The sequence below is a fragment of the Pseudomonas sp. GL-B-12 genome (assembly GCF_019955895.1).
In the GTDB taxonomy this organism is placed as follows: domain Bacteria; phylum Pseudomonadota; class Gammaproteobacteria; order Pseudomonadales; family Pseudomonadaceae; genus Aquipseudomonas.
In genome coordinates, this window is sequence record NZ_JAHBCX010000018.1 from 50,241 (window position 1) to 76,980 (window position 26,740).

Annotated in this window: 24 protein-coding genes; 14 read left to right on the forward strand and 10 right to left on the reverse strand. The window is 60.0% G+C overall.

Annotated features, from left to right (window positions below; translation table 11 throughout):
• Nucleotides 1-29 precede the first annotated feature (29 nt).
• The 5 genes from KGA85_RS11300 to KGA85_RS11320 all read left to right on the forward strand — a co-directional run bounded on the left by KGA85_RS11300 (nt 30) and on the right by KGA85_RS11320 (nt 8,053).
• A complete protein-coding gene (locus KGA85_RS11300) occupies nt 30-1,457 on the forward strand; it encodes a di-heme oxidoredictase family protein (RefSeq protein WP_223459639.1) in 1,428 nt (475 codons plus the stop codon).
• 27 nt (nt 1,458-1,484) lie between these two features.
• Complete coding sequence (locus KGA85_RS11305; RefSeq protein WP_223459641.1) at nt 1,485-2,549, forward strand: imelysin family protein; 1,065 nt, start codon at nt 1,485-1,487, stop codon at nt 2,547-2,549.
• Nucleotides 2,550-2,563: 14 nt separating this feature from the next.
• A complete protein-coding gene (locus KGA85_RS11310; protein WP_223459643.1) occupies nt 2,564-3,664 on the forward strand; it encodes a DUF1513 domain-containing protein in 1,101 nt (366 codons plus the stop codon).
• A gap of 200 nt (nt 3,665-3,864) precedes the next feature.
• Complete coding sequence (locus KGA85_RS11315) at nt 3,865-5,013, forward strand: efflux RND transporter periplasmic adaptor subunit (RefSeq protein ID WP_223459645.1); 1,149 nt, start codon at nt 3,865-3,867, stop codon at nt 5,011-5,013.
• Nucleotides 5,014-5,026: 13 nt separating this feature from the next.
• Nucleotides 5,027-8,053 carry a multidrug efflux RND transporter permease subunit gene (locus KGA85_RS11320; protein ID WP_223543119.1) on the forward strand — a complete coding sequence of 1,009 codons (3,027 nt, stop codon included), beginning with the start codon at nt 5,027-5,029 and terminating at the stop codon, nt 8,051-8,053.
• Nucleotides 8,054-8,153: 100 nt separating this feature from the next.
• Here KGA85_RS11320 and KGA85_RS11325 read toward each other — a convergent pair whose 3' ends face one another.
• The 5 genes from KGA85_RS11325 to colR form a co-directional block, all read right to left on the reverse strand.
• The gene (locus tag KGA85_RS11325) at nt 8,154-8,381 is read right to left on the reverse strand and encodes a hypothetical protein (RefSeq protein ID WP_223459649.1); all 228 of its coding nucleotides are present in this window, start codon (nt 8,379-8,381) and stop codon (nt 8,154-8,156) included.
• A 2-nt stretch (nt 8,382-8,383) separates the two neighbouring features.
• Nucleotides 8,384-9,097: a lipopolysaccharide kinase InaA family protein gene (locus KGA85_RS11330; protein ID WP_223459650.1), complete on the reverse strand. Its 714-nt coding sequence runs from the start codon at nt 9,095-9,097 to the stop codon at nt 8,384-8,386.
• Nucleotides 9,098-9,101: 4 nt separating this feature from the next.
• Nucleotides 9,102-9,770, reverse strand: coding sequence for a class I SAM-dependent methyltransferase (locus KGA85_RS11335; protein ID WP_223459810.1), 669 nt, complete (start codon nt 9,768-9,770; stop codon nt 9,102-9,104).
• Nucleotides 9,771-9,924: 154 nt separating this feature from the next.
• The gene (locus KGA85_RS11340; RefSeq protein WP_223459652.1) at nt 9,925-11,199 is read right to left on the reverse strand and encodes a sensor histidine kinase; all 1,275 of its coding nucleotides are present in this window, start codon (nt 11,197-11,199) and stop codon (nt 9,925-9,927) included.
• On the reverse strand, nt 11,189-11,872 hold the full coding sequence (gene colR, locus KGA85_RS11345; RefSeq protein WP_007978572.1) for a two-component system response regulator ColR: 684 nt from the start codon (nt 11,870-11,872) through the stop codon (nt 11,189-11,191). The genes KGA85_RS11340 and colR overlap by 11 nt, the downstream gene beginning before the upstream one ends.
• Before the next feature lie 202 nt (nt 11,873-12,074).
• Between colR and KGA85_RS11350 the strand changes: the two genes are divergently transcribed.
• Both KGA85_RS11350 and KGA85_RS11355 read left to right on the forward strand, forming a co-directional pair.
• Nucleotides 12,075-14,024, forward strand: a complete 1,950-nt coding sequence (locus tag KGA85_RS11350) for an LTA synthase family protein (protein WP_223459654.1) — start codon at nt 12,075-12,077, stop codon at nt 14,022-14,024.
• A gap of 54 nt (nt 14,025-14,078) precedes the next feature.
• A complete protein-coding gene (locus tag KGA85_RS11355; protein ID WP_223459656.1) occupies nt 14,079-14,822 on the forward strand; it encodes a phosphatase PAP2 family protein in 744 nt (247 codons plus the stop codon).
• A 187-nt stretch (nt 14,823-15,009) separates the two neighbouring features.
• On the opposite strand, the gene groL is transcribed toward KGA85_RS11355, so the two are convergent.
• From groL to KGA85_RS11375, 4 genes are all read right to left on the reverse strand, one after another.
• Complete coding sequence (gene groL, locus KGA85_RS11360; RefSeq protein ID WP_150728305.1) at nt 15,010-16,656, reverse strand: chaperonin GroEL; 1,647 nt, start codon at nt 16,654-16,656, stop codon at nt 15,010-15,012.
• 48 nt (nt 16,657-16,704) lie between these two features.
• Entirely contained in the window at nt 16,705-16,998 is a 294-nt protein-coding gene (locus KGA85_RS11365; protein ID WP_007985847.1) for a co-chaperone GroES, read from the reverse strand.
• Between the two features lie 248 nt (nt 16,999-17,246).
• On the reverse strand, nt 17,247-17,723 hold the full coding sequence (locus tag KGA85_RS11370; RefSeq protein WP_218426941.1) for an FxsA family protein: 477 nt from the start codon (nt 17,721-17,723) through the stop codon (nt 17,247-17,249).
• A 66-nt stretch (nt 17,724-17,789) separates the two neighbouring features.
• Nucleotides 17,790-18,521: a HugZ family protein gene (locus KGA85_RS11375; RefSeq protein ID WP_223459658.1), complete on the reverse strand. Its 732-nt coding sequence runs from the start codon at nt 18,519-18,521 to the stop codon at nt 17,790-17,792.
• A 162-nt stretch (nt 18,522-18,683) separates the two neighbouring features.
• On the opposite strand from KGA85_RS11375, the gene KGA85_RS11380 reads away from it, so the two are divergent.
• Nucleotides 18,684-19,442: an SDR family oxidoreductase gene (locus KGA85_RS11380; RefSeq protein ID WP_150728303.1), complete on the forward strand. Its 759-nt coding sequence runs from the start codon at nt 18,684-18,686 to the stop codon at nt 19,440-19,442.
• Nucleotides 19,443-19,486: 44 nt separating this feature from the next.
• Here the strand turns inward: KGA85_RS11380 and apbC are convergent, their stop codons facing one another.
• Entirely contained in the window at nt 19,487-20,581 is a 1,095-nt protein-coding gene (apbC, locus tag KGA85_RS11385; protein ID WP_223459660.1) for an iron-sulfur cluster carrier protein ApbC, read from the reverse strand.
• 209 nt (nt 20,582-20,790) lie between these two features.
• On the opposite strand from apbC, the gene metG reads away from it, so the two are divergent.
• The 6 genes from metG (at nt 20,791) to KGA85_RS11415 (ending at nt 26,726) form a co-directional block, all read left to right on the forward strand.
• On the forward strand, nt 20,791-22,842 hold the full coding sequence (metG, locus tag KGA85_RS11390; protein WP_223459662.1) for a methionine--tRNA ligase: 2,052 nt from the start codon (nt 20,791-20,793) through the stop codon (nt 22,840-22,842).
• Between the two features lie 143 nt (nt 22,843-22,985).
• A complete protein-coding gene (locus KGA85_RS11395; protein ID WP_223459664.1) occupies nt 22,986-23,555 on the forward strand; it encodes an electron transport complex protein RnfA in 570 nt (189 codons plus the stop codon).
• The gene (gene rsxB / locus KGA85_RS11400) at nt 23,552-24,568 is read left to right on the forward strand and encodes an electron transport complex subunit RsxB (RefSeq protein ID WP_223459666.1); all 1,017 of its coding nucleotides are present in this window, start codon (nt 23,552-23,554) and stop codon (nt 24,566-24,568) included. The genes KGA85_RS11395 and rsxB overlap by 4 nt, the downstream gene beginning before the upstream one ends.
• Complete coding sequence (locus KGA85_RS11405) at nt 24,555-25,541, forward strand: RnfABCDGE type electron transport complex subunit D (RefSeq protein ID WP_223459668.1); 987 nt, start codon at nt 24,555-24,557, stop codon at nt 25,539-25,541. The genes rsxB and KGA85_RS11405 overlap by 14 nt, the downstream gene beginning before the upstream one ends.
• Entirely contained in the window at nt 25,538-26,149 is a 612-nt protein-coding gene (locus KGA85_RS11410) for an RnfABCDGE type electron transport complex subunit G (RefSeq protein ID WP_223532200.1), read from the forward strand. Before KGA85_RS11405 ends, KGA85_RS11410 begins: the two co-directional genes overlap by 4 nt.
• Complete coding sequence (locus tag KGA85_RS11415) at nt 26,142-26,726, forward strand: Rnf-Nqr domain containing protein (RefSeq protein ID WP_223459672.1); 585 nt, start codon at nt 26,142-26,144, stop codon at nt 26,724-26,726. Before KGA85_RS11410 ends, KGA85_RS11415 begins: the two co-directional genes overlap by 8 nt.
• The last annotated feature ends 14 nt before the right edge of the window (nt 26,727-26,740 follow it).

Here is a 26,740-nt window from a genome sequence, read left to right on the forward strand (position 1 = left end):
CTTGTTTTGCTCGTCTTGCAGGATGTCTGATGCCCTCGCTGCCTCTTCGCTTGTCCGCACTGTTTCTGGCCCTGGGCCTGAGTGCCTGCGATGACGCCCCGAAATTCACCCAGGCCGAACCCGGTGAAGCCCGCTCCGGCGGCAGTGCGACGGTGCGCAAGACCGATCAGAACGCGTTTTCCATGCCCTCGGCGAATCTGCCGCCGTCGCGGCGCGTGGATTTCAGCGTTGGCAACAGCTTCTTCCGCAGCCCTTGGGTGATCGCGCCGTCGACGACGACCGCTCGCGATGGCCTCGGCCCACTGTTCAACACCAATGCCTGCCAGGGCTGCCACATCAAGGACGGCCGCGGCCATCCGCCGACTCCCGACGATGTGAACGCCGTGTCGATGTTGGTACGCCTGTCGATTCCCGACGCCCCGGCGTATGCCAAGGTCATCGAACAGCTCGGCGTGGTGCCGGAGCCCGTCTACGGCGGCCAGTTCCAGGACATGGCCGTACCCGGCGTGGCCCCCGAAGGCAAAGTGCGGGTCGATTACACCGCCGTGCCGGTTCGCTTCAAGGACGGCACCGAAGTCGAGTTGCGCAAACCGAGCCTGAACATCACCCAGCTGGGCTACGGCCCGATGCACCCCGACACCCGTTTCTCGGCCCGCGTGGCGCCGCCAATGATTGGCCTGGGCTTGCTCGAAGCGATCCCCGAGGAAGCAATCCTGGCCAACGCCGAGGCCCAGGCCAAGGCGAACAACGGCATTGCCGGACGCCCGAACCAGGTGTGGGACGACGCCCAACTAAAGACAGTGTTGGGAAGATTTGGCTGGAAAGCCGGACAACCGAACCTCAATCAACAAAATGTTCACGCGTTTTCGGGGGATATGGGACTCACGACCAGCCTGAGACCCTTTGATGACTGCACGGACGCGCAAACGGCCTGCAAACAGGCACCCAGTGGCAACGGCCCGAATGGCGAGCCGGAAGTCAGCGACAACATCCTGCGCCTGGTGCTGTTCTACAGCCGAAACCTCGCCGTACCGGCACGTCGTGACGTCAGTGCACCTGAAGTGCTGGCCGGCAAGACCCTGTTTTATCAGGCCGGTTGCCAATCCTGTCACACCCCGAAATACACCACCGCCGCCAACGCTGCCGAACCTGAACTGGCCAATCAAGTGATTCGCCCGTACAGCGATCTGCTGTTGCATGACATGGGTGACGGCTTGGCCGACAACCGTAGCGAATTCCAGGCCAGCGGCCGCGAATGGCGAACCCCGCCGTTGTGGGGCATCGGCCTGACACAGGCGGTCAGCGGCCACACCCAGTTCCTGCACGACGGCCGCGCCCGCAACCTGCTCGAAGCCGTGCTCTGGCATGGCGGCGAGGCGGCAGCGGCGCAGCAACAGGTTTTGTCTTTCAATGCCGAGCAACGCGCTGCGTTGCTGGCGTTCCTGAATTCCCTTTAACACGCATTCCACTCGCGGGAGCCCGACATGTTCCGTCCCAAATTGTTGTTCACCAGCCTTGCCGCACTTGCCCTGGGCGCCTGCTCGCCCCAGGACCCGCAAGCGGTCACGTCGGCGGCCATCGCCAAGTCGGTGATCCTGCCGACCTACACCCGCTGGGTTGAAGCCGACCGTCAATTGGCGGTCAGCGCCCTCGCCTACTGCGAAGGCAAGGAAAACCTGGAAACCGCCCGTGCCGATTTCCTGCACGCGCAAAAAGCCTGGGCCGAACTGCAACCGCTGCTGATCGGGCCATTGGCCGAAGGCAACCGGTCGTGGCAAGTGCAGTTCTGGCCGGACAAGAAAAACCTGGTCGGCCGTCAGGTCGAGCAACTGGTCACCGCCCAGCCGCAAATCGATGCCGCTGCACTGGCCAAGTCCAGCGTTGTGGTACAGGGCCTCTCGGCCTACGAATACATTCTGTTCGACAGCAAGCCTGACGTGGCCAACGCTGAGCAGAAGAGCAAATACTGCCCGCTGCTGATCGCCATCGGCGAACGCCAGAAGCAATTGGCCGAAGAGATTCTGCAAACCTGGAACAACACCGACGGCATGCTCGCGCAAATGAGCAAATTCCCGAACCAGCGTTATGCGGACTCCCACGAAGCGATCGCCGATCTGCTGCGTGTGCAAGTCACCGCCATCGACACCCTGAAGAAAAAACTCGGCACGCCGATGGGCCGCCAGAGCAAGGGCGTGCCGCAACCGTTCCAGGCCGATGCATGGCGCAGCCAGGCGTCCCTGACCAGCCTCGAAGCCAGCCTCGCGGCCGCCAAGACCGTCTGGGAAGGTGTGGATAACAAAGGCCTGCGCAGCCTGTTGCCGAGCGAGCAGAAACCGTTGGCCGACAAGATCGATGCGGCCTATGCCGCCTCGCTGAAACTGTTCGCCGGTAACCAGCGTTCGCTGACCGACATGCTCAATGACGAGGCCGGCCGCCAGCAGCTCAACGACCTGTACGAAAGCCTCAACGTCGTCCATCGCCTGCACGAGGCTGATCTGGCCAAGGCACTGGGCATCCAACTGGGCTTCAACGCCAACGACGGTGACTGATGAGGGCCAGTTCCATGCTGCGACGCCAGGTTCTGACATTAGGTAGTTTGCTGCTGGGTGCAGTGACACTGGGCGGCTGGAAGCTGTTCAAGCAAAAGGACAAGAGTCCGTTGTTGCTTTCGGCACGGGACGATACCGACGGCCAGCATTACGCCGTCGGATTTCGGCTGGATGGCACCCAGGTGTTCGCCACCCGGGTCGGCCAGCGGTGCCACGACATCATCAACCACCCGACACTGCCGATTGCGCTGTTTGTCGCCCGCCGTCCGGGCACCGAGAGCTATCTGATCGACCTGCGCGACGGCACGCTCCTGCAAACCGTGGTGTCACAGCCGAACCGGCACTTCTACGGTCACGCGGTCATTCACCACAGCGGCGACTGGCTTTACGCCACCGAAAACGACACCACCGATCCGGGTCGCGGCCTGCTCGGTGTGTACAGATTCGAAGGTGAACGGTTGGTGCACAGCGGTGAGATTTCCACCCACGGCCTCGGTCCGCACCAGGTGTCGTGGATGCCCGATGGCGAAACCCTGGTGGTGGCCAACGGCGGGATTCGCACCGAGGCCGAAAGCCGGGTGGAGATGAACCTCAACGCCATGGAACCGAGCCTGGTCCTGATGCACCGCGACGGCACCCTCCTGAGCAGGGAAACCCTCGCCCAGCAGATGAACAGCGTGCGTCATCTGGCAATCGCCAGTGACGGAACCATCGTCGCCAGCCAGCAGTTCATGGGCGCAGCCCACGAGTCGTCGGAGTTGCTGGCGATCAAGCGGCCCGGTCAGCCCTTCGTCGCGTTCCCGGTGCCCGAGCACCAGTTGCAAGCCATGGGGCACTACACCGCCAGCGTCGCGGTACACAGCGACTTGCGCCTGGTGGCGCTGACCGCACCACGGGGCAACCGTTTTTTCATCTGGGACCTGGACAGCGGTGAAGTACGCCTGGACGCGCCACTGCCCGATTGCGCCGGGGTCGGCGCCGTGGCCGATGGTTTTGTCGTGACCTCGGGCCAGGGACGCTGCCGGTACTACGACTGCCGCCAGACAAACCTTGTTGCAAAACCGCTTGAGCTACCCGCAGGGCTCTGGGACAACCATCTGCATCTGATGGCCTGAATCATTGAAAAAATCGCCGCTTTGAGCCGCGCCTGCATCGGGATGACGTACACCCCACAGGCGCGACCCAACGCGGCGAATCTTTTCAGGCTTTCACCTCTCTAATACCTCACAACCTGTAAAAACGGCAGTTGGATTACCCTCTACACTCCCGGTAATGTTCCCCGCTGTCTCACCTGATTTTCTCCAAGGAACTGGATATGCTGCGTCGCCGCATGCTGATCATGTTGGGTGTTGTTCTACTGATTGTGCTGGTCCTGGCCGCGTACAAAGCCTTGTCGATCTACACGATGGTTCAAGGCTACTCTGCGCCCAGACCGGCCATCAGCGTTGCCGTGGCCACCGCCACCGAGCGCCCATGGCAAGCCCGCCTGCCTACCGTTGGCACGCTCAAGGCATTGCAGGGCGTGGACCTGAGCCTGGAGACCGATGGCACCGTCATCGATGTCCAGTTCGAGTCAGGGCAGAAGGTCAAGGCCGGTCAACCCATCGTCCGGCTCGACAGCGCCGTGGAAAGTGCCTTGCTCGAAACCGCCCTGGCCGACCTCGGGCTGGCCCAACTGGACTACAACCGTGGCAGCCAGCTGGTGGGCAGCCAGGCGATTTCCAAAGGTGAATTCGACCGACTCTCGGCGGTCCTGAAAAAGAGCAGGGCCACGGTCAATCAGCTCAAGGCTGCACTCGAGAAAAAACGCATCATCGCGCCGTTCAGCGGCACCATCGGCATTCGTCAGGTGGACGTCGGCGACTATGTGGCCAGCGGCACCATGATCGCCACCCTGCAAGACCTCAGTAGCCTGTATGTCGACTTTTTCGTGCCCGAGCAGTCGGTGCCGAAGATTGCGCTCGGCCAGCCAGTGCAGGTCATTGTCGCGGCGTATCCGACCCTGGAGTACCCCGGCACCATCAGTGCAATCAACCCTAAAGTCGAGAACAGCACCCGTAACGTGCAGGTCCGCGCCACCCTGGCCAACCCCGATGGCAAGTTGATGCCAGGCATGTTCGCCAGCCTCCAGGTGCTCCTGCCCGACCCGCTGCCGCGCATCGTGGTGCCGGAAAGCGCGATTACCTACACGCTCTACGGCAACTCGGTGTATGTGGCCGTACCAAAGAAGGCCGAGGATGGCAGCCTGGTAAAGGACGACAAGGGCCAACCGGTGCTGATCGCCGAACGGCGTTTTGTCGAGACCGGCGAACGCCGCGATGGGCAAGTGATGATCACCAAAGGTGTGCAGAGCGGCGAGAAAGTGGTGACCGCCGGCCAGCTCAAACTGGATAACGGCTCACGCGTTGCCATCAGCGACGACAAGACCCTGGCCGGGCAGAACAGCCCGCCACGCGCGGACTGATCAAGGAATTCCCATGGCTTTTACCGACCCGTTCATCCGCCGTCCGGTTCTCGCTACCGTGATCAGTCTGTTGATCGTGCTGTTGGGCTTCCAGGCCTGGAGCAAGCTGCCGCTACGCCAGTACCCGCAAATGGAAAACGCCCTGATCACGGTGACCACCGCCTACCCCGGGGCCAACGCCGAGACCATCCAGGGCTATATCACCCAACCGATGCAGCAAAGCCTGGCCAGCGCCGAGGGCATCGACTACATGACCTCGGTCAGTCGCCAGAACTTTTCGGTGATCTCGATCTACGCGCGCATCGGCTCCAATAGCGACCGTCTGTTTACCGAACTGCTGGCCAAGGCCAACGAAGTCAAGAACCAACTGCCCCAGGACGCTGAAGATCCGGTACTGAGCAAAGAGTCTGCCAATGCGTCAGTGCTGATGTACATCAGTTACTTCAGCAAGGAATTGAACAACCCGCAGATTACCGATTACCTGTCACGGGTGATCCAGCCCAAACTGGCGACCTTGCCCGGCATGGCCGAAGCCGAGATCCTCGGTAACCAGGTATTTGCCATGCGCCTGTGGCTGGACCCGATGAAGCTGGCGGGTTTCGGCCTCAGTGCCAGCGATGTGACCAACGCGGTGCGCCAGTACAACTTCCTCTCTGCCGCCGGCGAGGTGAAGGGCGAATATGTGGTCACCAGCATCAACGCCAATACCGAACTCAAGTCCGCCGAAGCCTTCGGCGCGATTCCGCTCAAGGTCGATGGCGACAGCCGTGTATTGCTGCGCGATGTGGCGCGTGTGGAAATGGGGGCGGAAAACTACGACACCATCAGCTCGTTCGGTGGCACCCCTTCGGTGTACATCGGCATCAAGGCGACACCCGGTGCCAACCCGCTGGAAGTGATCAAGGAAGTGCGCAAGATCATGCCGGACCTTGAGGCCCAACTACCGCCGAACCTCAAGAGTGAAATCGCCTACGACTCCACCCTGTTCATCCAGGCCTCGATCGACGAAGTGGTGAAAACCCTGTTCGAAGCGGTGCTGATCGTGATCGTGGTGGTGTTCCTGTTCCTTGGCGCCCTGCGGTCGGTGGTGATCCCGGTGGTGACCATCCCGCTGTCGATGATCGGCGTCATGTTCTTCATGCAGATGATGGGGTACTCGATCAACCTGCTCACCCTGCTGGCGATGGTATTGGCCATCGGCCTGGTGGTGGACGACGCCATCGTGGTGGTGGAAAACATTCACCGCCACATCGAGGAAGGCAAGACACCGCTCAACGCCGCCATTGAAGGCGCCCGGGAAATCGCCATGCCGGTGGTCTCGATGACCATCACCCTGGCGGCGGTGTATGCACCGATCGGTTTCCTGACCGGCCTGACCGGGGCTCTGTTCAAGGAGTTCGCCCTGACCCTGGCCGGCGCGGTGGTGATTTCCGGTATCGTCGCCCTGACCCTGTCGCCGATGATGTGTGCGTTTCTGCTGCGTCACGACGCGAATCCCAGCGGCCTGGCCCATCGCCTGGACATGATTTTCGAAAACCTCAAGCGCCGCTACCAGAGCCTGCTTCACGGCACCCTCAACACCCGGCCGGTGGTGCTGGTGTTCGCCGTGATCGTGTTGTGCCTGATTCCGGTTCTTCTCAAATTCACTAAATCGGAACTGGCGCCGGATGAGGACCAGGGCATCATTTTCATGATAGCCAACGCCCCACAACCGACCAACCTCGACTACCTGAACACCTACACCGACGAGTTCGTCTCGATCTTCAAGGCGTTTCCCGAGTACTACTCGTCATTCCAGATCAACGGTTTCAATGGCGTGCAATCGGGCATCGGCGGTTTCCTGCTCAAGCCATGGAACGAGCGCAGTCGCACGCAAATGGCGATCCTGCCCGAGGTGCAGGCCAAACTGGAAAAGATCCCGGGGTTGCAGATTTTCGGCTTCAACCTGCCATCACTGCCGGGCACCGGCGAAGGCGTGCCGTTCCAGTTCGTCATCAACTCCGCCAACGATTACGAATTGCTGCTGCAGGTGATCGACCGGGTAAAAAAACGTGCGAAGGAATCCGGCAAGTTTGCGTTTGTCCACGTTGACCTGGCCTTCGACAAGCCGGAAGTGGTGGTGGATATCGACCGCGCCAAGGCCGCGCAGATGGGGGTTTCCATGCAGGATCTGGGGGGAACCCTGGCGACCCTGCTGGGTGAAGGCGAGATCAACCGTTTCACCGTTGAAGGTCGCAGCTACAAAGTCATTGCCCAGGTCGAGCGGCCGTTCCGCGACAATCCGGACTGGCTGAACAATTACTACGTGAAAAACACCGACGGCGAACTGTTGGCGTTGTCGACCCTGATCACCGTCACCGACCGTGCTCGACCGCGACAGCTGAACCAGTTCCAGCAACTCAACTCGGCCATCCTGTCCGGCGTGCCGCTGGTGAGCATGGGGGAAGCCATCGACCTCGTGCGCCAGATCGCCCGGGAAGAGGCACCCGCCGGTTTTGCCTTCGACTACGCCGGCGCATCGAGGCAGTACGTTCAGGAGGGCAGCGCCCTGTGGGTCACCTTTGCCCTGGCACTGGCGATCATTTTCCTGGTGCTGGCGGCCCAGTTCGAAAGCTTCCGCGACCCGCTGGTGATCCTGGTCACCGTGCCGTTGTCTATCTGCGGCGCATTGATTCCGCTGTTCCTGGGCTGGTCGAGCATGAACATCTACACCCAGGTCGGGCTGGTGACGTTGATCGGGCTGATCAGCAAGCACGGCATTCTGATCGTCGAGTTCGCCAACCAGCTGCGCAAGGACAAGGGCCTGACGGCACGGGAAGCGGTGGAGGAAGCGGCGGCCATCCGGCTGCGTCCGGTCTTGATGACCACTGCGGCGATGGTGTTCGGCATGGTGCCATTGATCATCGCCACCGGTGCTGGCGCAGTCAGCCGGTTCGACATCGGCACGGTCATCGCGACGGGCATGTCGATCGGGACGTTGTTCACCCTGTTTGTGTTGCCCTGCGTCTACACGTTGCTGGCTAAACCCGATAAGCGCTGAAACAGATGTATCTGTATGAGATGAACCTGTTGTATTGAAAGTCAGGGCAATAAAAAAAGGCCTCGCATCAGCGAGGCCTTTCATTTGGGCTTCAATCGGTTCAATTTTGCGGCCTCAATCCCTGAGAAAGTCCGAACATGAACAACAATAAGTCATGATCGGGTCGGGTGGCCACGGATGCCTTTGCAACCCGTGGTAATGGACAATGTTCTTCTGCGCTTATCGAGCTGAGAACCTGGGGGCGCGGTTGCTCCCAGGTTGCCATCGCGATCGATGCAACTGCCAAGGCTCCTACCAGAAACAAACCTCGTGCAATTTCGAGTTTCATCGCTATAAATCCTTGATAGCGCTGCCAAACGCCGTCTCATAAAAGTAGATGAGTTTTTTCCAGTCTGCGTCGCTGAACGACGAGTGGCGACGCAACTGCTTCAAGTCATGGACAGCTGCGCGATTGGCGGTCAAACGCTGTCGACATTTCTCCAGATCGATCAGGGCAACCTCGACCTTGGCCGTTTCGCCCTCACCGGTCACGCGAACGAATACGTGCTTGTCGTAAAGGCAACCGTGCTGCCAGCGGCCCTTGTGCATGCGAGCCAGGTTTTCGGCCAGGTCCTTAAGCACTCGTTCGTTTATGGCTTCACCATGACGCTCTCGACCGCCACCGGCGTACCAGCGATCGATTTCCTCGTAGCCGTCCAATGACTTGGTGACCAGCAAGGCACGCCACTTGTGCACAGGATCGCGCTGTGCGCCACAGAAAACGATTTCAGGAACCCGTACGCCAAGCGCGGTCACACCGATGAGCGCAGCATGCTCGCGCAGTACCGTAGGCCGCCCGAATGGGTGCTGCCAGCTACGATGGATATGCCCGGTCTGGCGCTTGACGTAGAGCAGTTGACCATCACTGCCCATCAGGCGTTGAACGCCGCTTTCCCCGCCGCGACGGACGTTGGGTTCTTCTACCCATTCACCGCGCTGATTCCAAAAGTAATCGAAGCGGTCCGGGGGAGCGACTTCCGTTTCTGCTGCACACTGCACTGCCATCCTGTTACCTCTTGCGTAATACGTAAACTCGCCACATGGCATAGAGCGGTAAAAAGTCCAGTTGTTCCTGGATGCGGAAACCCGCCTGCTCAAATTCCTTTTCTACGGTAGCGGCCGGTAACACAAACCGGTTTTGGTAACCTACCTGCCCACGGGCTTTCTCCGAACGCTTGCGTTTCCAAGCCTTGAAGTTGCCATCGACCCACAGCGAAATGATCACGCTGTCACGGGAAACCCGCTCGAATTCACGCAAAATAGCCATGCGATGCTCGGCTTCACCGATGTGGTGGAGCAAGCGCATGCAAAAAATGCTGTCGACGGAGTTGTCCGGCAAGGCGATGTCGAATGCAGACGTGGGCAAGGGTTGTACCCGTTTCACCACATCGGCAGGTTGCGCCTGGGTTGCGATTTTCAGCATGGACTGCGAGTTATCGGCACCGATGATCACGCGGTTGGATTTTTCCGCCAACAAGGGCCAGAAACGCCCTGCACCACAAGGCAAATCGAGGACCAGGCCAGGCTCGCCAGCCAGGGACAGCGCCTTGCGTGCCAGTTGTTCGTCACGCCAATGGGACAATCGACGGCCGAGACCTTCCTGGTGTTTGCGCAAATAGCGTTGGGCGTGTTGATCGTCGTATTTTTCCGAAAAATCGAGTTTGATCGGACCGTCCATCATCAGGTCTCCTGAACTTCTGATAGCAACTACCTTAGGTTTCGTGGTGTTGGTGACAGGTGATCCACTTGTGAAAATTTTATGATGGGAAACCAAGAAGTATTACAGGGTTTTACAGAGTTGGCAGGGTTTGCTGAACGCCTGACTCAACCGATCAAGTTCGGGACAATTCCACCTGAAAACGACAGCCATTGGGTTCCATGGTCGTCAGGCTGACGCTCCAGCCCTGGTTTTCACAGATCCGCTGCACCAGTGAAAGCCCCAGGCCCAAGCCTTCACCGCGTTTTTCAGTGCCCCGAACGAAGGGTTCGAACATCGCCTCGCGTTTTTCCTCGGGAATGCCCACGCCACTGTCTTCGACCAGAAAGCCTGTACCCGTCAGGGTCAAGCGGATGAAGCCCTGTTCGGTGTAATGCAAGGCATTACGCAGCAAGTTACCCATCACCGCATGCAGGAATGTCGCGTTGTAGCCCTTGGCCTCAGGGTTGCCCGGTTCGAAGATCAACTTCAATCCTTTTTCTTCTATGGGCTCGCGCCACAGACCGAGCAGGCCCTCGGCTATCTGGCCCAGGGACTGCTGCGGCGACATGCTGGCGTCTTCGCGCTGGGCGCGGGCCAGCATCAGGAAGGTTTGCACCAGCTCGCGCATTTCTTCACACGCCCTGGCAATGCGCTCGACCTGGGCTCGACCGCGCTGATCGAGACCTGGGTTTTCCAGCAACAGTTCGCAGGAACTGGCCAGGATCATCAGGGGCGTACGCAATTCGTGGCTGACGTCGCTGGTGAACAACCGCTCGCGGGTCAGGGCCTGACGCAAGCGCCCGAGGGTGGCGTCGAAGGCCACGGCCAGTTCGCCCACTTCGTCGGCGGCATAATCCGGCGCCAAAGGGGGAGCCAAACCCAGCAGTTGATCGCGATGGCGTACCTGGCGGGCCAGCCGCACCACCGGCGCCATGACCTTGCGCGCCAGGACCCAGCCGAGAAACACCGCCAGCGCCAGGCTCAGTACGAAACCCACCAGCACCACGGCAAACAGCACCCGTTCACGCTCTTCGAAGTCGCTCTGGTCCTGCAATAACACATAACGCCGGCCGTCGACGATTTCGACCATGGCGTGGTACGACAGGTTTTCACGGAACACTTCGTGGAAACCCGGTTCCAGGTGCCGCAAATCCTTGGGCAGCTGGAAATCGCCCGGTCCACCGCTGAAGTAGAACAATTGGTCCGGTTCGGGACGATGGCTCCAGTCCGTGACATTATCCATCAGCAACAGGCGCTGCAAATCGCCACCCAGACCTGCCGAAATCAGTTTTTCTTCCACCAGGTGCACGGTCGCCACGATGCCCATGGCAAAGGCACCCGCCACCAGTGCGCTCATCAGCGCAAAGGCAATGATGATGCGTTGAGCAAGGCTCTGCTTAAACTCCATCACGGCCCTCGGCCAAGCGATACCCCACACCATGCACGGTTTGCAGCAATGGCTTGGCGAACGGCTTGTCGATCACCTGGCGCAGTTGGTGGACATGGCTGCGCAGGCTGTCGCTGTCCGGGCAGTCGTCGCCCCAGAGCGCTTCTTCAAGAATTTCACGGCGCAGCACATGAGGACTTTTCTGCATCAACACGGCCAGCAACTTCAGGCCGACCGGGTTGAGTTTCAGCAACCGGCCTTCGCGAGTGACTTCCAGGGTGTCGAGGTCATAGTTCAGGTCGCCGACCTGCAACGTCCGCCGCCCGCCGCCCTGGGTTCGGCGCATGACCGCTTCGATACGCGCCGCCAGTTCAGACAGGGCGAACGGTTTGATCAGGTAGTCATCGGCGCCGGACTTGAAGCCTTGCAGACGGTCATCCAGTTGATCACGGGCCGTGAGCATGATCACCGGCGTTTCGCGACGGGCATCCTCGCGCAGGCGTTTGCACAGGGTGTAGCCATCGATGCCGGGCAGCATGATATCGAGCACGATCAAATCGTAATGCTCGGTGGCCGCCAGATGCAGGCCAGACAGACCATCCTGCGCGCAATCCACGGTATAGCCTTTGAGCCCCAGGTAATCGGCCAGGTTGGCCAGGATATCGCGGTTGTCTTCAACCAATAGAATTCGCATGGGTATCTCTCCGTCCACAGTAACGGCCGTCATGGCCCGCGCAGCTTAAGGCCAAGTGTGGCTCACGGCTAGGGGAAGGCTGTGCATGGATCAATTCGCTCAACCAACAGGTATGATTGACAAGTTTTTCACTATCGATTCACACGCTGCCTACAGCAGGCGGTGAAGACTGTCACGCGATTGATAATAAGGAATATAGAAAATGGACTATTTGAAGACGGCACCCATGCGCTTTTTGCTGCTGGTAACCGGCTCCTGGCTGGCAATTTTTTTTCTGACTCGAACCGTCCTGCTCCTCACGCATCTGGATGAGGCCGGTAGCGGGTTTCTGTCCGTCTTCAGTATCGGCCTGCTCTACGACCTGGGTTTCATTGCCTACGCGGCACTGCCCATGGGGCTCTACCTATTACTGTGCCCACCGGCCCTTTGGCGCACTCGTGGCCACCGCTGGTTTCTCCAGGGTCTGCTGACGGTCAGTCTGTTCGCGATGCTGTTCACCTCGGTGGCCGAGTGGCTGTTCTGGGATGAATTCGGCGTGCGCTTCAACTTCATCGCCGTCGACTATCTGGTGTATTCCGACGAAGTACTGAACAACCTGCTGGAGTCATACCCGATCGGCACGCTGCTGAGCATTCTCGCCGTGCTGGCCGTGGTCCTGAGTCTTGCATTGCGCAAACCCTTCAACGCTGCGCTCGCTGCGCCGTTGCCGCCGCTACGTGGCCGCTTGCTGAATGCACTCGGTTTGTTGATCGTCGCCGGCCTGAGCATGCAGTTGCTCAGCCAGGATGCCCCGCGCGCCCAGGGCGGCAACGCCTATCAGAACGAACTGGCGAGCAACGGTCCCTACCAGTTCTTCGCCGCGTTCCGTAACAACGAACTGGACTACCCGCAGTTCTACAGCACACTGCCGGCGGCCGTGGTTGCCCAACAGATTCGCGCCGAACTGGCAGAACCCAATGCCCGCTTCGTAGGTGAAGACCCGCAGGACATACGCCGGCAGATCGATAACCCGGGCGCACCGCGCAAACCCAATATCGTGCTGGTCACCATTGAAAGCTTCAGCGCCAAGTACATGGGCAGCAACGGTGACAACCGTAACCTGACCCCCAACCTTGATGCCTTGCGCAAGCAGAGCCTGTATTTCAATAATTTCTACGCCACCGGCACCCGCACCGACCGCGGCCTGGAAGCCATTACCCTGGCGATCCCGCCAACCCCCGGTCGCTCGATCGTCAAGCGTGTGGGTCGTGAAAGCGGCTTTGCCAGCCTTGGTCAGCAACTCAATGCCGTGGGCTACGACAGTGTGTTTGTCTACGGCGGCCGCGGTTACTTCGACAACATGAATGCATTCTTCAGCGGCAATGGTTACCGCGTCGTGGACCAAAGCAGCGTCGAGGAGTCGGAGATTCACTTCAAGAATGCCTGGGGCATGGCAGACGAGGATCTCTACAACCAGACACTGAAACTGGCCGATGCCGACTATGCCAAGCAGCAGCCATTCCTGCTGCAGCTGATGACGACGTCCAACCACCGCCCTTACACCTATCCGGACAACCGGATCGACATCAAGTCCGGCAACGGTCGTGACGGCGCGGTGAAATACACCGACTACGCCATCGGTCAGTTTCTCGATCAGGCGCGTCAAAAACCCTGGTTTGACAATACAATCTTCATCTTTGTCGCCGACCACACCGCAGGCAGCGCCGGTAAGGAAGACTTGCCTATCGCCAACTATCAGATCCCGCTATTCATCTATGCGCCCAAGTTGATCGAAGCTCGGGAAACAGCACAGCTGGCCAGCCAGATCGATCTGGCACCGACGCTGCTCGGTTTGCTCAATCTGGATTATGAGTCGACGTTCTTTGGCCGTAACCTGTTGCAGGATAACCCGCTGCCGCCACGGGTGGTGGTCGGCAACTACCAGCACCTGGGGTTGTTCGACGGCAAGGACCTGGCGATTCTGAGCCCACGCCAGGGATTGCGTCGTCACGATGACGCACTGACCGAAAGCCGCGAGTCCCGGTCGACCGCCGATGACCCGCTGATTACCCGCGCCATCACCTATTACCAAACCGCCAGTTATGGCTTCAAGCAACAGCTGCTTGGCTGGAAGGCGCCCAAGGAGGGTGCCGGTCAAGTCGGCGAACGTTAACCGAATCGCCCCGGGCTGATGCCCCGGGGCTTTTTCCTTTGTTCAGGATCCACCATGTCATCAACCGCTGTCCGCCCTGCCCCGCGCCCGCTCAACTTCTGGGTGTGCCTGGGGGTTCCCGCCGTTGCGGCGATCATTCTGGTGTTGCTCGAACTGACTTCACTGGACATGGACCTTGCCAAGCTGTTCTACGACCCGGTCGCGGGTGACTTCATCGGACGGCACAGTTACTTCCTGGAAAACATCCTGCATACCCGCGCCAAGCAAGTGGTCATTGCCTTCTCGGTGTTCGCGATCATTGTCTACGTTGCCTCGTTTTTCATGGTCAAGCTCAAACCGTTCAAGCGGGAACTGGGTTGCCTGGTGCTGTCCCTGGGTCTGGCGACTTCCTTTGTCACCCCGATGAAAGCGGTGACCGCGGTGCAATGTCCTTGGAGCCTTGAGCAATTTGGCGGTCACGAGACCTACAGCGAATTGTTGAGCCATCGCCCGGCTACCGAAAAACCAGGTCGTTGCTGGCCCGGCGGCCATGCGGCCACCGGCTTCACCCTGTTTGCCCTGTTTTTCGTATTGCGTGACCGTCGCCCGCGCATGGCTCGCGCAGCGTTTGTCTTCGCCTTCGCCCTCGGCTCGGTGTTTTCCATCGGGCGGATGATGCAGGGCGCGCACTTCTTCTCGCACAACGTGTGGACGGCGGTGTTCTGCTGGCTGATTTGTTTGGGGTCGTACTACTACGTTCTGTATCGACCGGCTTTGAGGGCTGAACGCGGGACCACTGCAGAACCTGTCAGCGCCTGATCTGACGCCTTCGTCGGAGCGCCGCCCGGACCAAGCCACGCTCCCACAGAGACGATGCAGATCCTGTAGGAGCGTGGCTTGCCCGCGATGGGCGCGACGCGATCTCCAGCCAACCCCAAATTGAAGGCAATAAAAAACCCCGCCTGCTTTCGCAGGCGGGGTTTTTTCGTACAGGGGTAAGGCTGGCTTACATCATGCCGCCCATGCCGCCCATACCGCCCATGTCTGGCATACCGCCGCCAGCACCGCCGTCTTTCTTCGGTGCATCAGCAACAGCAGCTTCGGTGGTCAGGATCAGACCGCCGATCGACGATGCAGCTTGCAGCGCGGAACGGGTGACCTTGGTTGGGTCCAGGATGCCCATTTCGATCATGTCGCCGTATTCGCCAGTCGCAGCGTTGTAACCGAAGTTACCTTTGCCGTTCTTGACTTCGTTGACCACAACGCTTGGCTCGTCACCGCTGTTGGCAGCGATCTGACGCAGCGGTGCTTCGATGGCACGACGCAGAACGGCGATACCCACGTCCTGGTCGGCGTTGTCGCCTTTCAGGTCGAGGATTGCTTCCAGAGCGCGGATCAGCGCAACGCCACCGCCAGGTACCACGCCTTCTTCAACGGCTGCACGGGTTGCGTGCAGGGCGTCTTCAACGCGGGCTTTCTTCTCTTTCATTTCTACTTCGGAACCAGCGCCAACCTTGATCACTGCAACGCCGCCGGACAGCTTCGCCAGACGCTCTTGCAGTTTTTCACGGTCGTAGTCCGAGGAAGTTTCGGCAACCTGAGCACGGATCTGAGCAATGCGGGACTCGATGTCGCCTGCTACGCCAGCACCGTCAACGATGATGGTGTTTTCCTTGGAGATGGTCACGCGCTTGGCGCTGCCCAGGTTTTCCAGGGTGGCTGCTTCCAGGCTCAGGCCGATCTCTTCGGAGATAACGGTACCGCCGGTCAGAACGGCGATGTCCTGCAACATGGCCTTGCGGCGGTCGCCGAAGCCTGGAGCCTTGACGGCTGCGACTTTAACGATGCCACGCATGTTGTTCACGACCAGAGTCGCCAAGGCTTCGCCTTCAACGTCTTCGGAAACGATCAGCAGTGGACGGCCGGCTTTGGCAACGGCTTCCAGCACTGGCAGCATTTCGCGGATGTTCGAGATCTTTTTGTCGACCAGCAGAACCAGCGGGTTGTCCAGCTCGGCAACCATGGTTTCCGGCTTGTTGACGAAGTACGGGGACAGGTAGCCACGGTCGAACTGCATGCCTTCTACAACCGACAGTTCGTTTTCCAGGCCAGTGCCTTCTTCAACGGTGATCACGCCTTCTTTACCGACTTTTTCCATGGCTTCGGCAATGATGTCGCCGATGGAGTTGTCGGAGTTGGCGGAGATGGTACCAACCTGAGCGATGGCCTTGGTGTCAGCGCATGGCTTGGACAGGTTTTTCAGCTCTTTGACAATGGCGATGGTCGCCTTGTCGATGCCGCGCTTCAGATCCATCGGGTTCATGCCGGCAGCGACGGCTTTCAGGCCTTCGTTGACGATCGACTGAGCCAGAACGGTAGCGGTGGTAGTACCGTCACCAGCGTCATCGTTGGCACGGGAGGCAACGTCTTTGACCAGCTGCGCGCCCATGTTTTCGAAACGGTCTTCGAGTTCGATTTCTTTGGCGACGGAAACGCCGTCCTTGGTGATGGTCGGAGCGCCGAAGCTCTTCTCGATGATCACGTTACGGCCTTTCGGGCCCAGGGTCGCTTTTACCGCGTCAGCCAGGACGTTGACGCCTTTGAGCATTTTCTTGCGGGCGGAATCGCCAAACAGAACTTCTTTAGCAGCCATGATCGATATTCCTTAAATACTTTGTAGTAGCGGAAAATGAACGGGTAATCAGCCTTCGATAACAGCGAGGATTTCGTTCTCGCTCATTACCAGCAGGTCTTCGCCGTCGACTTTCACAGTGTTGCTGCCGGAGTAAGGACCGAACACAACCTTGTCGCCCACTTTCACGGACAGTGCACGCACTTCACCGTTTTCCAGTACGCGGCCGGTGCCTACAGCGAGGATTTCGCCGCTGTTGGCTTTTTCAGCAGCCGAACCTGGCAGGACGATACCGCCAGCGGTTTTCTTTTCTTCTTCGCTGCGACGGATGACGACGCGGTCATGCAGAGGACGAAGCTTCATTGTCGATCTCTCCTAATTGTGGTTTTCATCGGCCGGTGTAGTCCCGGCGGGTTTAACAAAGGCCGGCGGTGCCGGTTGCGGTTCGTCAAGCGAACCGCGGAAGTCTGTCTGGCGTAATCGCCAGAAACCTTGCGGTGACCGTTACATAAGGGCACATAAGCTTATTACAAGGGCGGGGATCGAAAAATTTTCAGTTCGCTGCCCCGCAAACGAACACGGCACCCGAAGGTGCCGTGTCGATGTGCGCATTACTTGGTATCGCGGTGTTCGAACTCGCCTTCGATCACGTTGGGCTCGCGGCCCAGCGGCTCGCGAGGCGCCGGGCCGCCACGGGCCTGGAGGTCGTCGGCGAACGCTCGCTGACGCATGGCCTGCTCTTCGGCGCGCTGGCGCATTTTATTGGCCAGCAGACGACGACTGAACGGCAGCAGCATGAACAGGCCGATCACATCGCTGATGAAACCCGGAAGAATCAACAGGCCGCCAGCCAATGCCAGCATCAGGCCTTCGAGCATGGTCTGGGCCGGCAGCTCGCCGCGGTTCAGGCTCTCACGGGCACGCAGGGCCGTGGCCAGGCCGGCGACGCGCAGCACGAAAACACCGAACATCGAGCCGAGAATGATCAGCAGCAGGGCCGGGAAAAACCCGATGGACCCTGCCACCTTGACGAATACGAACAGCTCCAACACCGGGAACAGCAGAAAGAGCAACAAAAAAGGGCGCATCAAATGGTTCCTCAACGCAAGAATGCCTTGCCAGTTCACCTTAGATGACGTCGCCGTTTCGTGAATTCAAGCGTCGGCCACTTCATTTTTCGGCCAATGCTCGGCGTGAGCCAGAGAAACCAAGGCTTCGCGGACTTGTGTCGGCGTATTACAAGGCACTTGAAACGGCAACCAGTACAGGCTTTGACCGATACGCAGGTGCATGCCTTCGGTATCGATACCGACCATTTGCGCCAGCGCGTTTTTCGGCAGCCCGGCCAGATCGACGTAATGGGCGATGGCCTTGGCGTGATCGGCGTTCATGTGCTCGACCATGCTCACTTCGGCCTTGCCAGCGAACGGGTTGGCCAGGGTCAGCTCGTTGACCCAATGAATCGCGCCAAAACCGCCGATGTAACGGTGGCGTACAGGCTTGAGCACCCAGAAATCGAAATCGTGGGCCTTGTGATAACCCTGCGACTCAGGGAAGTAGCGATAGTAACGCTCGGAGGCGGCTTCGATGGCGGCTTCGTCTTCGAGCTGCTGCGCCTCAGCCAGGTAAGTCAGTCGACCAACGGCCTGGACATCTTCGGCGCCACGCTCGCCGACAAAGAGCGAGCACTTCGGATCTTTTTGCAAATTATGAGTGTGCTGGGCGATGCGGCTGATCAGGATCAGCGGCCGGCCCTGCTCGTCCAGGCAGTACGGAACCACGGAGCCGAACGGAAAACCGGGCATTGATTTGGAGTGCGTCGAGAGCACCCCACGGTATTCCTTGAGGAGCAATTCTCGTGCATGCTTAGCCGCTTCAACGCTCAATTTATGACTCCTTAAATAGAATCCGTCAGAAAAACGGACGAGCTGCTGGTGAAAGTCCCAGCAAGCCATCGGGGCAGTTCTCATGTGCAGCCAAGCCAGGTCAGGCGCAGATCGAGAGGCTCTCTAAAGGAAACCACTCAGACCTGCTACCGGGGCATGCGAATGCAACTCACTGACAAAGTAATCATTATCACTGGCGGTTGCCAGGGTTTAGGCCGCTCCATGGCCGAGTATTTCGCAGGCCTGGGCGCGAAACTCGCGCTGGTGGACCTGAACCAGGAAAAACTCGACGACGCCGTCGCGGCCTGCAAGGCCCAAGGTGTCGAGGCCCGCGCCTACCTGTGCAACGTGGCCAACGAAGAGCAAGTGACCCACATGGTTGCCCAGGTCGCTGAAGACTTCGGCGCGATCCATGGCTTGATCAACAATGCCGGGATCCTGCGCGACGGCCTGTTGCTCAAGGTCAAGGATGGCGAAATGACCAAGATGAGCTTGGCCCAATGGCAGGCGGTCATCGACGTCAACCTGACCGGCGTGTTCCTGTGCACCCGTGAAGTCGCGGCGAAAATGGTCGAGCTGAACAACAGCGGCGCGATCATCAATATCTCTTCGATTTCCCGCGCCGGCAACGTCGGTCAGACCAACTACTCGGCCGCCAAGGCCGGTGTTGCTGCGGCGACCGTGACCTGGGCCAAGGAGCTGGCGCGCTACGGCATTCGCGTCGCCGGCATTGCACCGGGCTTCATCGAAACCGAAATGACCTTGGGCATGAAGCCTGAAGCACTGGAAAAAATGACTGCAGGGATCCCGCTCAAGCGCATGGGCAGGCCTGAGGAAATCGCCCATTCGGCGGCTTACATCTTTGAGAACGACTATTACACCGGTCGGATTCTGGAGATGGATGGCGGGTTGCGCATCTAAGCCCGACCCGCTCCCACATTTGGTCAGCGTTTATCTGGCGAATATCAATCGTCGCTGACGCTGATATTCGGCATCGCCGGCGTCAAAGCTTCCTGCAACACGATCCGCGCACCGACATGGCGGGCCAATTCCTGGTAAACCATCGCAATCTGGCTGTCAGGTTCGGCGATCACCGTTGGCTTGCCGCCATCGGCCTGTTCGCGGATGACCATCGACAACGGCAGCGAAGCCAGCAGCTCGACGCCATACTGGTTGGCCAGCTTCACGCCACCGCCTTCACCGAACAGATGCTCGGCATGTCCGCAGTTGGAGCAGATGTGCACGGCCATGTTTTCCACCACGCCCAGCACCGGAATGTTGACCTTGCGGAACATTTCCACGCCCTTGCGCGCGTCCAGCAATGCCAGGTCCTGCGGGGTGGTAACGATGACCGCACCGGCCACCGGGACTTTCTGCGCCAGGGTCAATTGGATATCGCCGGTGCCTGGCGGCATGTCGATGACCAGATAGTCCAGATCGCCCCACGCGGTTTGGGTCACCAGTTGCAGCAAGGCGCCGGAGACCATCGGACCACGCCAGACCATCGGCGTGTTGTCGTCGGTGAGGAACGCCATGGACATCACTTCGACGCCATGGGACTTGAGCGGAACGAACCATTTCTGATCCTTGACCTCGGGGCGGGTACGCTCGGGGATGCCGAACATGATGCCCTGGCTCGGACCGTAGATGTCCGCATCGAGAATCCCGACCTTGGCGCCTTCGCGGGCCAGGGCCAGGGCCAAGTTGGCCGCCGTGGTGGATTTGCCCACGCCGCCCTTGCCGGATGCCACGGCCACCACGTTTTTCACGTTCGCCAGGCCCGGAATCTGCGCCTGAGCCTTGTGCGCAGCGATCACGCTGGTGATTTCGACCTTGGCACTTGCCACGCCATCCAACCCCTGAATGGCCATTTCCAGCATCTGCGCCCAGCCACTCTTGAACAGACCGGCGGCGTAACCCAGTTCAAGCTGAACGCTGACGCGGTCACCCTGGATCTCGATGTTGCGCACGCACCCGGCGCTGACCGGGTCCTGGTTCAGGTAAGGGTCGGTGTATTGGCGAAGGACGGCTTCCACCGCTGCGCGATTGACGGCGCTCATGGGCAACTCCGAAAACAGGACTGGAAAAGATAGTGGGTATCGTACCTGTTCCGCGCCCGAGGCGGCATGCTTGTAGATCATTTGTTGTGAACGCATCCCCTCGCCACAGGTTTCACCAGCTATGCATCCGGAAACAGGCTCACAGGGTGAAAAATATGCGCCGGCGCTTTATAGTGGCCGACCTCCGTTTCATCAAGTAGCCGAGCCCCATGTCCGAGCCACGCAAGATCCTCGTCACCAGCGCCCTGCCCTATGCCAATGGTTCGATCCACCTTGGCCATATGCTGGAATACATCCAGACCGATATGTGGGTGCGCTTCCAGAAGCACCGCGGCAATCAATGCATTTATGTCTGCGCCGACGACGCCCACGGTTCGGCGATCATGCTGCGCGCGGAAAAGGAAGGCATCACCCCGGAACAACTGATCGCCAATGTCCAGGCTGAACACAGCGCCGACTTTGCCGAGTTCCTGGTGGACTTCGACAACTTCCACTCCACTCACGCCGAAGAAAACCGTGAGCTGTCGAGCCAGATCTACCTGAAGCTGCGCGACGCCGGGCACATCGCCACGCGCTCGATCACCCAGTATTTCGACCCGGAAAAGAAAATGTTCCTGGCCGACCGCTTCATCAAGGGCACCTGCCCGAAATGCGGCACTGAAGACCAGTACGGTGACAACTGCGAAAAATGCGGCGCGACCTACGCTCCGACCGACCTGAAGGATCCGAAGTCGGCGATCTCCGGCGCCACCCCGGTGCTCAAGGATTCCCAGCACTTCTTCTTCAAACTGCCAGACTTCCAGCAAATGCTGCAGACCTGGACCCGCAGCGGCACCCTGCAGGATGCCGTGGCCAACAAGATCGCCGAATGGCTGGATGCCGGCCTGCAACAGTGGGACATCTCCCGCGATGCACCGTATTTCGGTTTTGAAATCCCCGACGAGCCGGGCAAATACTTCTACGTGTGGCTGGATGCGCCGATCGGCTACATGGCCAGCTTCAAGAACCTGTGCAACCGCACGCCGGAGCTGGATTTCGACGCGTTCTGGGGCAAGGACTCCACTGCCGAGCTGTACCACTTCATCGGCAAGGACATCGTCAACTTCCACGCCCTGTTCTGGCCTGCCATGCTCGAAGGCGCGGGCTACCGCAAGCCGACCGGGATCAACGTGCACGGCTACCTGACCGTCAATGGCCAGAAGATGTCCAAGTCCCGCGGCACCTTCATCAAGGCCCGGACCTACCTGGACCACCTGTCGCCGGAATACCTGCGCTATTACTACGCGGCCAAGCTGGGCCGTGGCGTTGATGACCTCGACCTGAACCTCGAAGACTTCGTGCAGAAGGTCAACTCCGACCTGGTGGGCAAGGTCGTCAACATCGCCAGCCGTTGTGCCGGTTTCATCAACAAGGGCAATGCCGGTGTGATGGTCGACACCAACGCCGCGCCTGAACTGACCGAAGCCTTCCTGGCCGCCGCGCCAAGCATCGCCGACGCCTATGAAGCCCGCGACTTCGCCCGCGCCATGCGCGAGATCATGGGCCTAGCCGATCGCGCCAACGCCTGGATCGCCGACAAGGCGCCGTGGTCGCTGAACAAACAGGAAGGCAAACAGGATGAAGTCCAGGCCATCTGCGCCACGGGCGTCAACCTGTTCCGCCAACTGGTGATCTTCCTCAAGCCTGTGCTGCCGTTGCTGGCCGCCGACGCCGAGGCGTTCCTGAACGTCGCGCCGCTGACCTGGAACGACCACGCGACCTTGCTCAGCAACCATCAGTTGAACGAGTTCAAGCCGTTGATGACCCGAATCGACCCGGTCAAGGTGCAAGCCATGACCGACGCTTCGAAGGAAGACCTGACCGCCAGCCAGACCGACACCGGCGCAGCCGCACCTGCCGGCAATGGTGAACTGGCCAAGGATCCGCTGTCGCCGGAAATCGAGTTCGACACCTTCGCCGCCGTCGACCTGCGTGTCGCCCTGATCGTAAAAGCCGAACACGTGGAAGGCGCCGACAAGCTGCTGCGCCTGACCCTCGACATCGGTGACGAGCAACGCAACGTGTTCTCCGGGATCAAGAGCGCTTACCCGGACCCGTCCAAGCTCGATGGTCGACTGACCATGATGATTGCCAACCTCAAGCCACGGAAAATGAAGTTCGGCATCTCCGAAGGCATGGTGATGGCGGCCGGCCCTGGCGGTGAAGAAATCTACCTGCTCAGCCCTGACAGCGGCGCCAAGCCGGGCCAGCGCATCAAGTAAGGTCTGCGGCAAATCGATCCCACAGTCGTGCCTGGCGCGGCTGTGGGATTTTCATGTCTGGCCCACCCTCCCGCCTTGCCGGATAATGCCTACTCTTTTTAGACAACTGCGCTAAAAAAGCCCTGTTCTTGCCGGCACGAACAATGACCGAGATCTTGCTTACGCTTATCAGCACCGCCCTGATCAACAACCTCGTGTTGCACTGGCCGTTGGCCGTCGATCCGCTGTTGGCCGGTCAGCGCCGTCAGGTCCATGCCTTGGGCATTGCGACGACCTGCCTGATGCTGGGCGTGGGCATGCTTGGCTACGCGCTCTATCAATGGCTGCTGGTGCCACTGCAATTGACAGCGCTGCGTCTGTTTGTGTTTCTGCCATTGAGCGTGCTGCTGATCAGCCCGCTGCTGAAGTTGTTGGCTCGAGTGTTTTCGACACTGCCGTTCGAGGGCCTCTGGCCGTTGCTGCTGGGCAATGCCGGCGTGCTCGGCGTGGCCTTGCTCAATGCACAGGAAGACAAGGGATTTTTTCACGCCACAGCCTTGAGCCTCGGTGCAGGGCTGGGCTTCTGGCTGGTGCTGAGCCTGTTCACTGATTTACGTGAACGCACGGCCGACAACGATGTTCCCCTGCCCTTTCGCGGCTTGCCGATCGACCTGATCGGCGCCGGCCTGATCGCAGTGGCCTTTCTCGGATTCAGCGGACTGATCAAAACATGAGTCTGATTCAACTCATCGACGCACTCTTGCCGCAAACCCAATGCGGCAAGTGCGGCCACCCCGGGTGCAAGCCGTACGCCGAAGGCATCGCCAATGGCGAGCCGATCAACAAGTGTCCGCCAGGCGGCAACGAAACCATTAATGCCCTGGCCGAACTGCTGAAGGTGCCGGTGCTGGAGCTTGATGTCAGCCGTGGCTCGGCACCTGCGCAGATCGCCTATATCCGCGAGGCCGAGTGCATTGGTTGCACCAAGTGCATTCAGGCCTGCCCGGTCGATGCCATCGTCGGCGCGGCCAAACTGATGCATACGGTGATCATCGATGAGTGCACCGGTTGCGACCTCTGCGTGGCACCGTGCCCGGTGGACTGCATCGAAATGCGCCCCCTGCCGCCGAACACGGTACTGCCCGTTGTCGGGGGGCTGGCCCTCACACCACAGGCGCGGCAGGCCCGCACCCTCAAGCGCGATCACGCACGGCGCCGCTTCGAACAGCGCAATGCCCGCTTGCAGCGTGAGGAGCAACAGAAAATCGTCGAGCGACAGGCAAGGCAGCGTGCCGCGCAACCTGCCGAGACGACAGCCGACCCGGTGCAGGCGGCCCTCGAGCGCGTCCGCGCACAGAAAACCGCCAATGCCGATGCCGCGCTGAAAAAGGCCAAGATCGATGTGGCGATGAGTCGGGCGCAGTTGCACAAATCGCTGAAGGCCTTTGGGCATCCGCCGACCTTCGAGCAGCAATCGCAGTTGATTGTCCTGCAACAACAGTTCGAAGCCGCCGAACAAAGCCTGGCGCAACTGGAAAGCGCCACCCCACCCGCTCCAGCGCAGAAAGTCGCAATTGCTGCGCCGTCAAATGATGCCGATCTGAAACGGGCCAAGATCCAGGTGGCCATGCGCCGCGCCGAACTCAAGAAGGCTCAGGCCAACGAAGCACCGGCGGAGCAAATCGAAGCCCTGGAGCGCGCACTCGGTGAAGCCGAACGCCTGGTGGACGCCCATGCCAGCCCCTGACGCAGTTGATGATCGCCTGCAACAGGCGATGAAACTGGTGCTGTTGGCCACGCTGCCGGGAATGCTGGCGGCGTTCTGGCTGTATGGCTGGGGCGTGTTGATCAATCTGGTTCTGGCGGCCGCTGCCGCGTTGGCCGTCGAGGCCGCCGTCGTGCATTTGCGCAAGCGACCGCCGGGGCCAACCTTGAGTGACTGCAGCGCGTTGGTCAGTGCCACGTTGCTCGCTCTGGCGCTCCCGCCTTACTGCCCATGGTGGCTGACCCTCAGTGCTGCCACTTTTGCGATGGTGTTTGGCAAGCACTTGTATGGCGGTGTCGGCTCGAATCCCTTCAACCCGGCGATGCTCGGCTTTGCTCTGGTGCTGGTGACCTTTCCCCAATCAATGACCCATTGGCCATCCTCCCATGGCATGGATCTACTGAGCGGCTTGCAGCAAGTGTTCGGTGTCGGCTATGCGCCGGATGCATGGGTACAGGCCACGGCACTGGACAGTCTGCGGATCAACAAAAGCCTGACCATGGATGAACTGTTTGCCGGCAACCCGGCATTCGGCCACTTTGGCGGCCGAGGGGTGGAATGGCTGAATCTGGCCTTTGTGGCGGGTGGAATGTTTCTCCTGCAACGAAGGGTGATCAGCTGGCATGCACCGGTCGGCATGCTGGCCAGTCTGTTCATCATCAGCCTGCTGTGCTGGAACGGTTCGGGCTCCGACTCCCATGGCTCACCGCTGTTTCATCTGCTGACCGGCGCGACCATGCTGGGGGCGTTCTTCATCATCACCGAACCGGTGTCCGGCGCCAGAAGCCCTGGCGCGCGCCTGCTATTCGGCGCTGGCGTCGGGCTCCTGACTTATCTGATTCGTACCTGGGGTGGCTATCCGGACGGCATCGCCTTCGCCGTGCTGTTGATGAACCTGTGCGTACCAGCGCTGGAGCGGTTCGTGGCGGCCAGGCAACAGCCGGAGGCGCCATGAGCCGGACATCAAGCATCGCGCTTCTGGTGCTTTTGGCCGTGATCGGCCTTGGCATAACGTACTTCGTGCAGCTCGGCAGCGCGCCACGCATTGCAGCCGAACAGCGCCTGATCGACAGCCGTAATCTGCTGGACCTGATCGCGCCGGACAGCTACGACAATCAACCACTCGAACACCCCATAAAGATTGAAGCAACCGCACTGGCCAACAGCACCTTGCTGGGTGGTTATCTGGCGACCCGGGCCGATCAACCCATCGCGGTGTTGCTGCGCAGTCAAACCCTTGGCTACGCCGGTACCATCGACCTGTTGATCGCTGTCGACGCCAATGGCAGGTTGCTGGGCGTCAAAACCCTCAAACAGTCGGAAACACCTGGACTGGGGGCTCGGATCGCCGACTGGCCCAATACCTGGCTCCAGGTTTTTTCCGGCAAGTCTCGAACAGAACCCGTTGACGGCGGCTGGGCGCTGAAAAAGGATCAGGGGCAGTTCGATCAGATCGCAGGCGCAACCATCACCTCAAGAGCGGTGATCAATGCCGTCCACGATGCCTTGCGCTACTTCGATGAACACCGGCAACAACTGCTCGGAATCCCTGCCCATGGATAACTCATCGACTCTGCGCAACGCCTTGATGCTGACGCCGCTGATCGGCGCCACCCACTCGCTGATGGCTGCACTTGGCCTGTGCCTGATGTTCATGGTGGTGACCCAGTTGTTCGGTCTGGCCATGGGCGCCCTGCGAACCCGACTGGTCCCGGCGACCCGTTTGCTGGCCAGCATCCTGTTGGCGGCCACGCTCACCAGTTGCGCGGAACTCATGGCACAAGCCTGGTCGCTGCAATGGCAGCAGCATCTGGGGTTTTATGGCGCCCTGATCGCCTTGCAATGCGTCGTACTGGAACACACCGGGTTCTTTCAGAACGGTTGGCGCCAACGCCTGCGACTCAATGGCCTGTTTGCCACGCTGATGATTGCGCTGGGCCTGCTGCGCGAACTCATCGGCAACGGAACACTTGGAAACCATCTATCGTGGCCGATCGGCGCAACGCCAACTGACTGGCAAGGCTGGGTGTTGGTGGCTGATGGCGGTCTGCGCCTGGCCACATTGGTCCCTGGCGGGTTCATACTGCTCGGACTGCTGATCGCCGCCTGGCAGGCTTGGCGCCCCACACCTACACATTGATTGCCTTCGAGGAA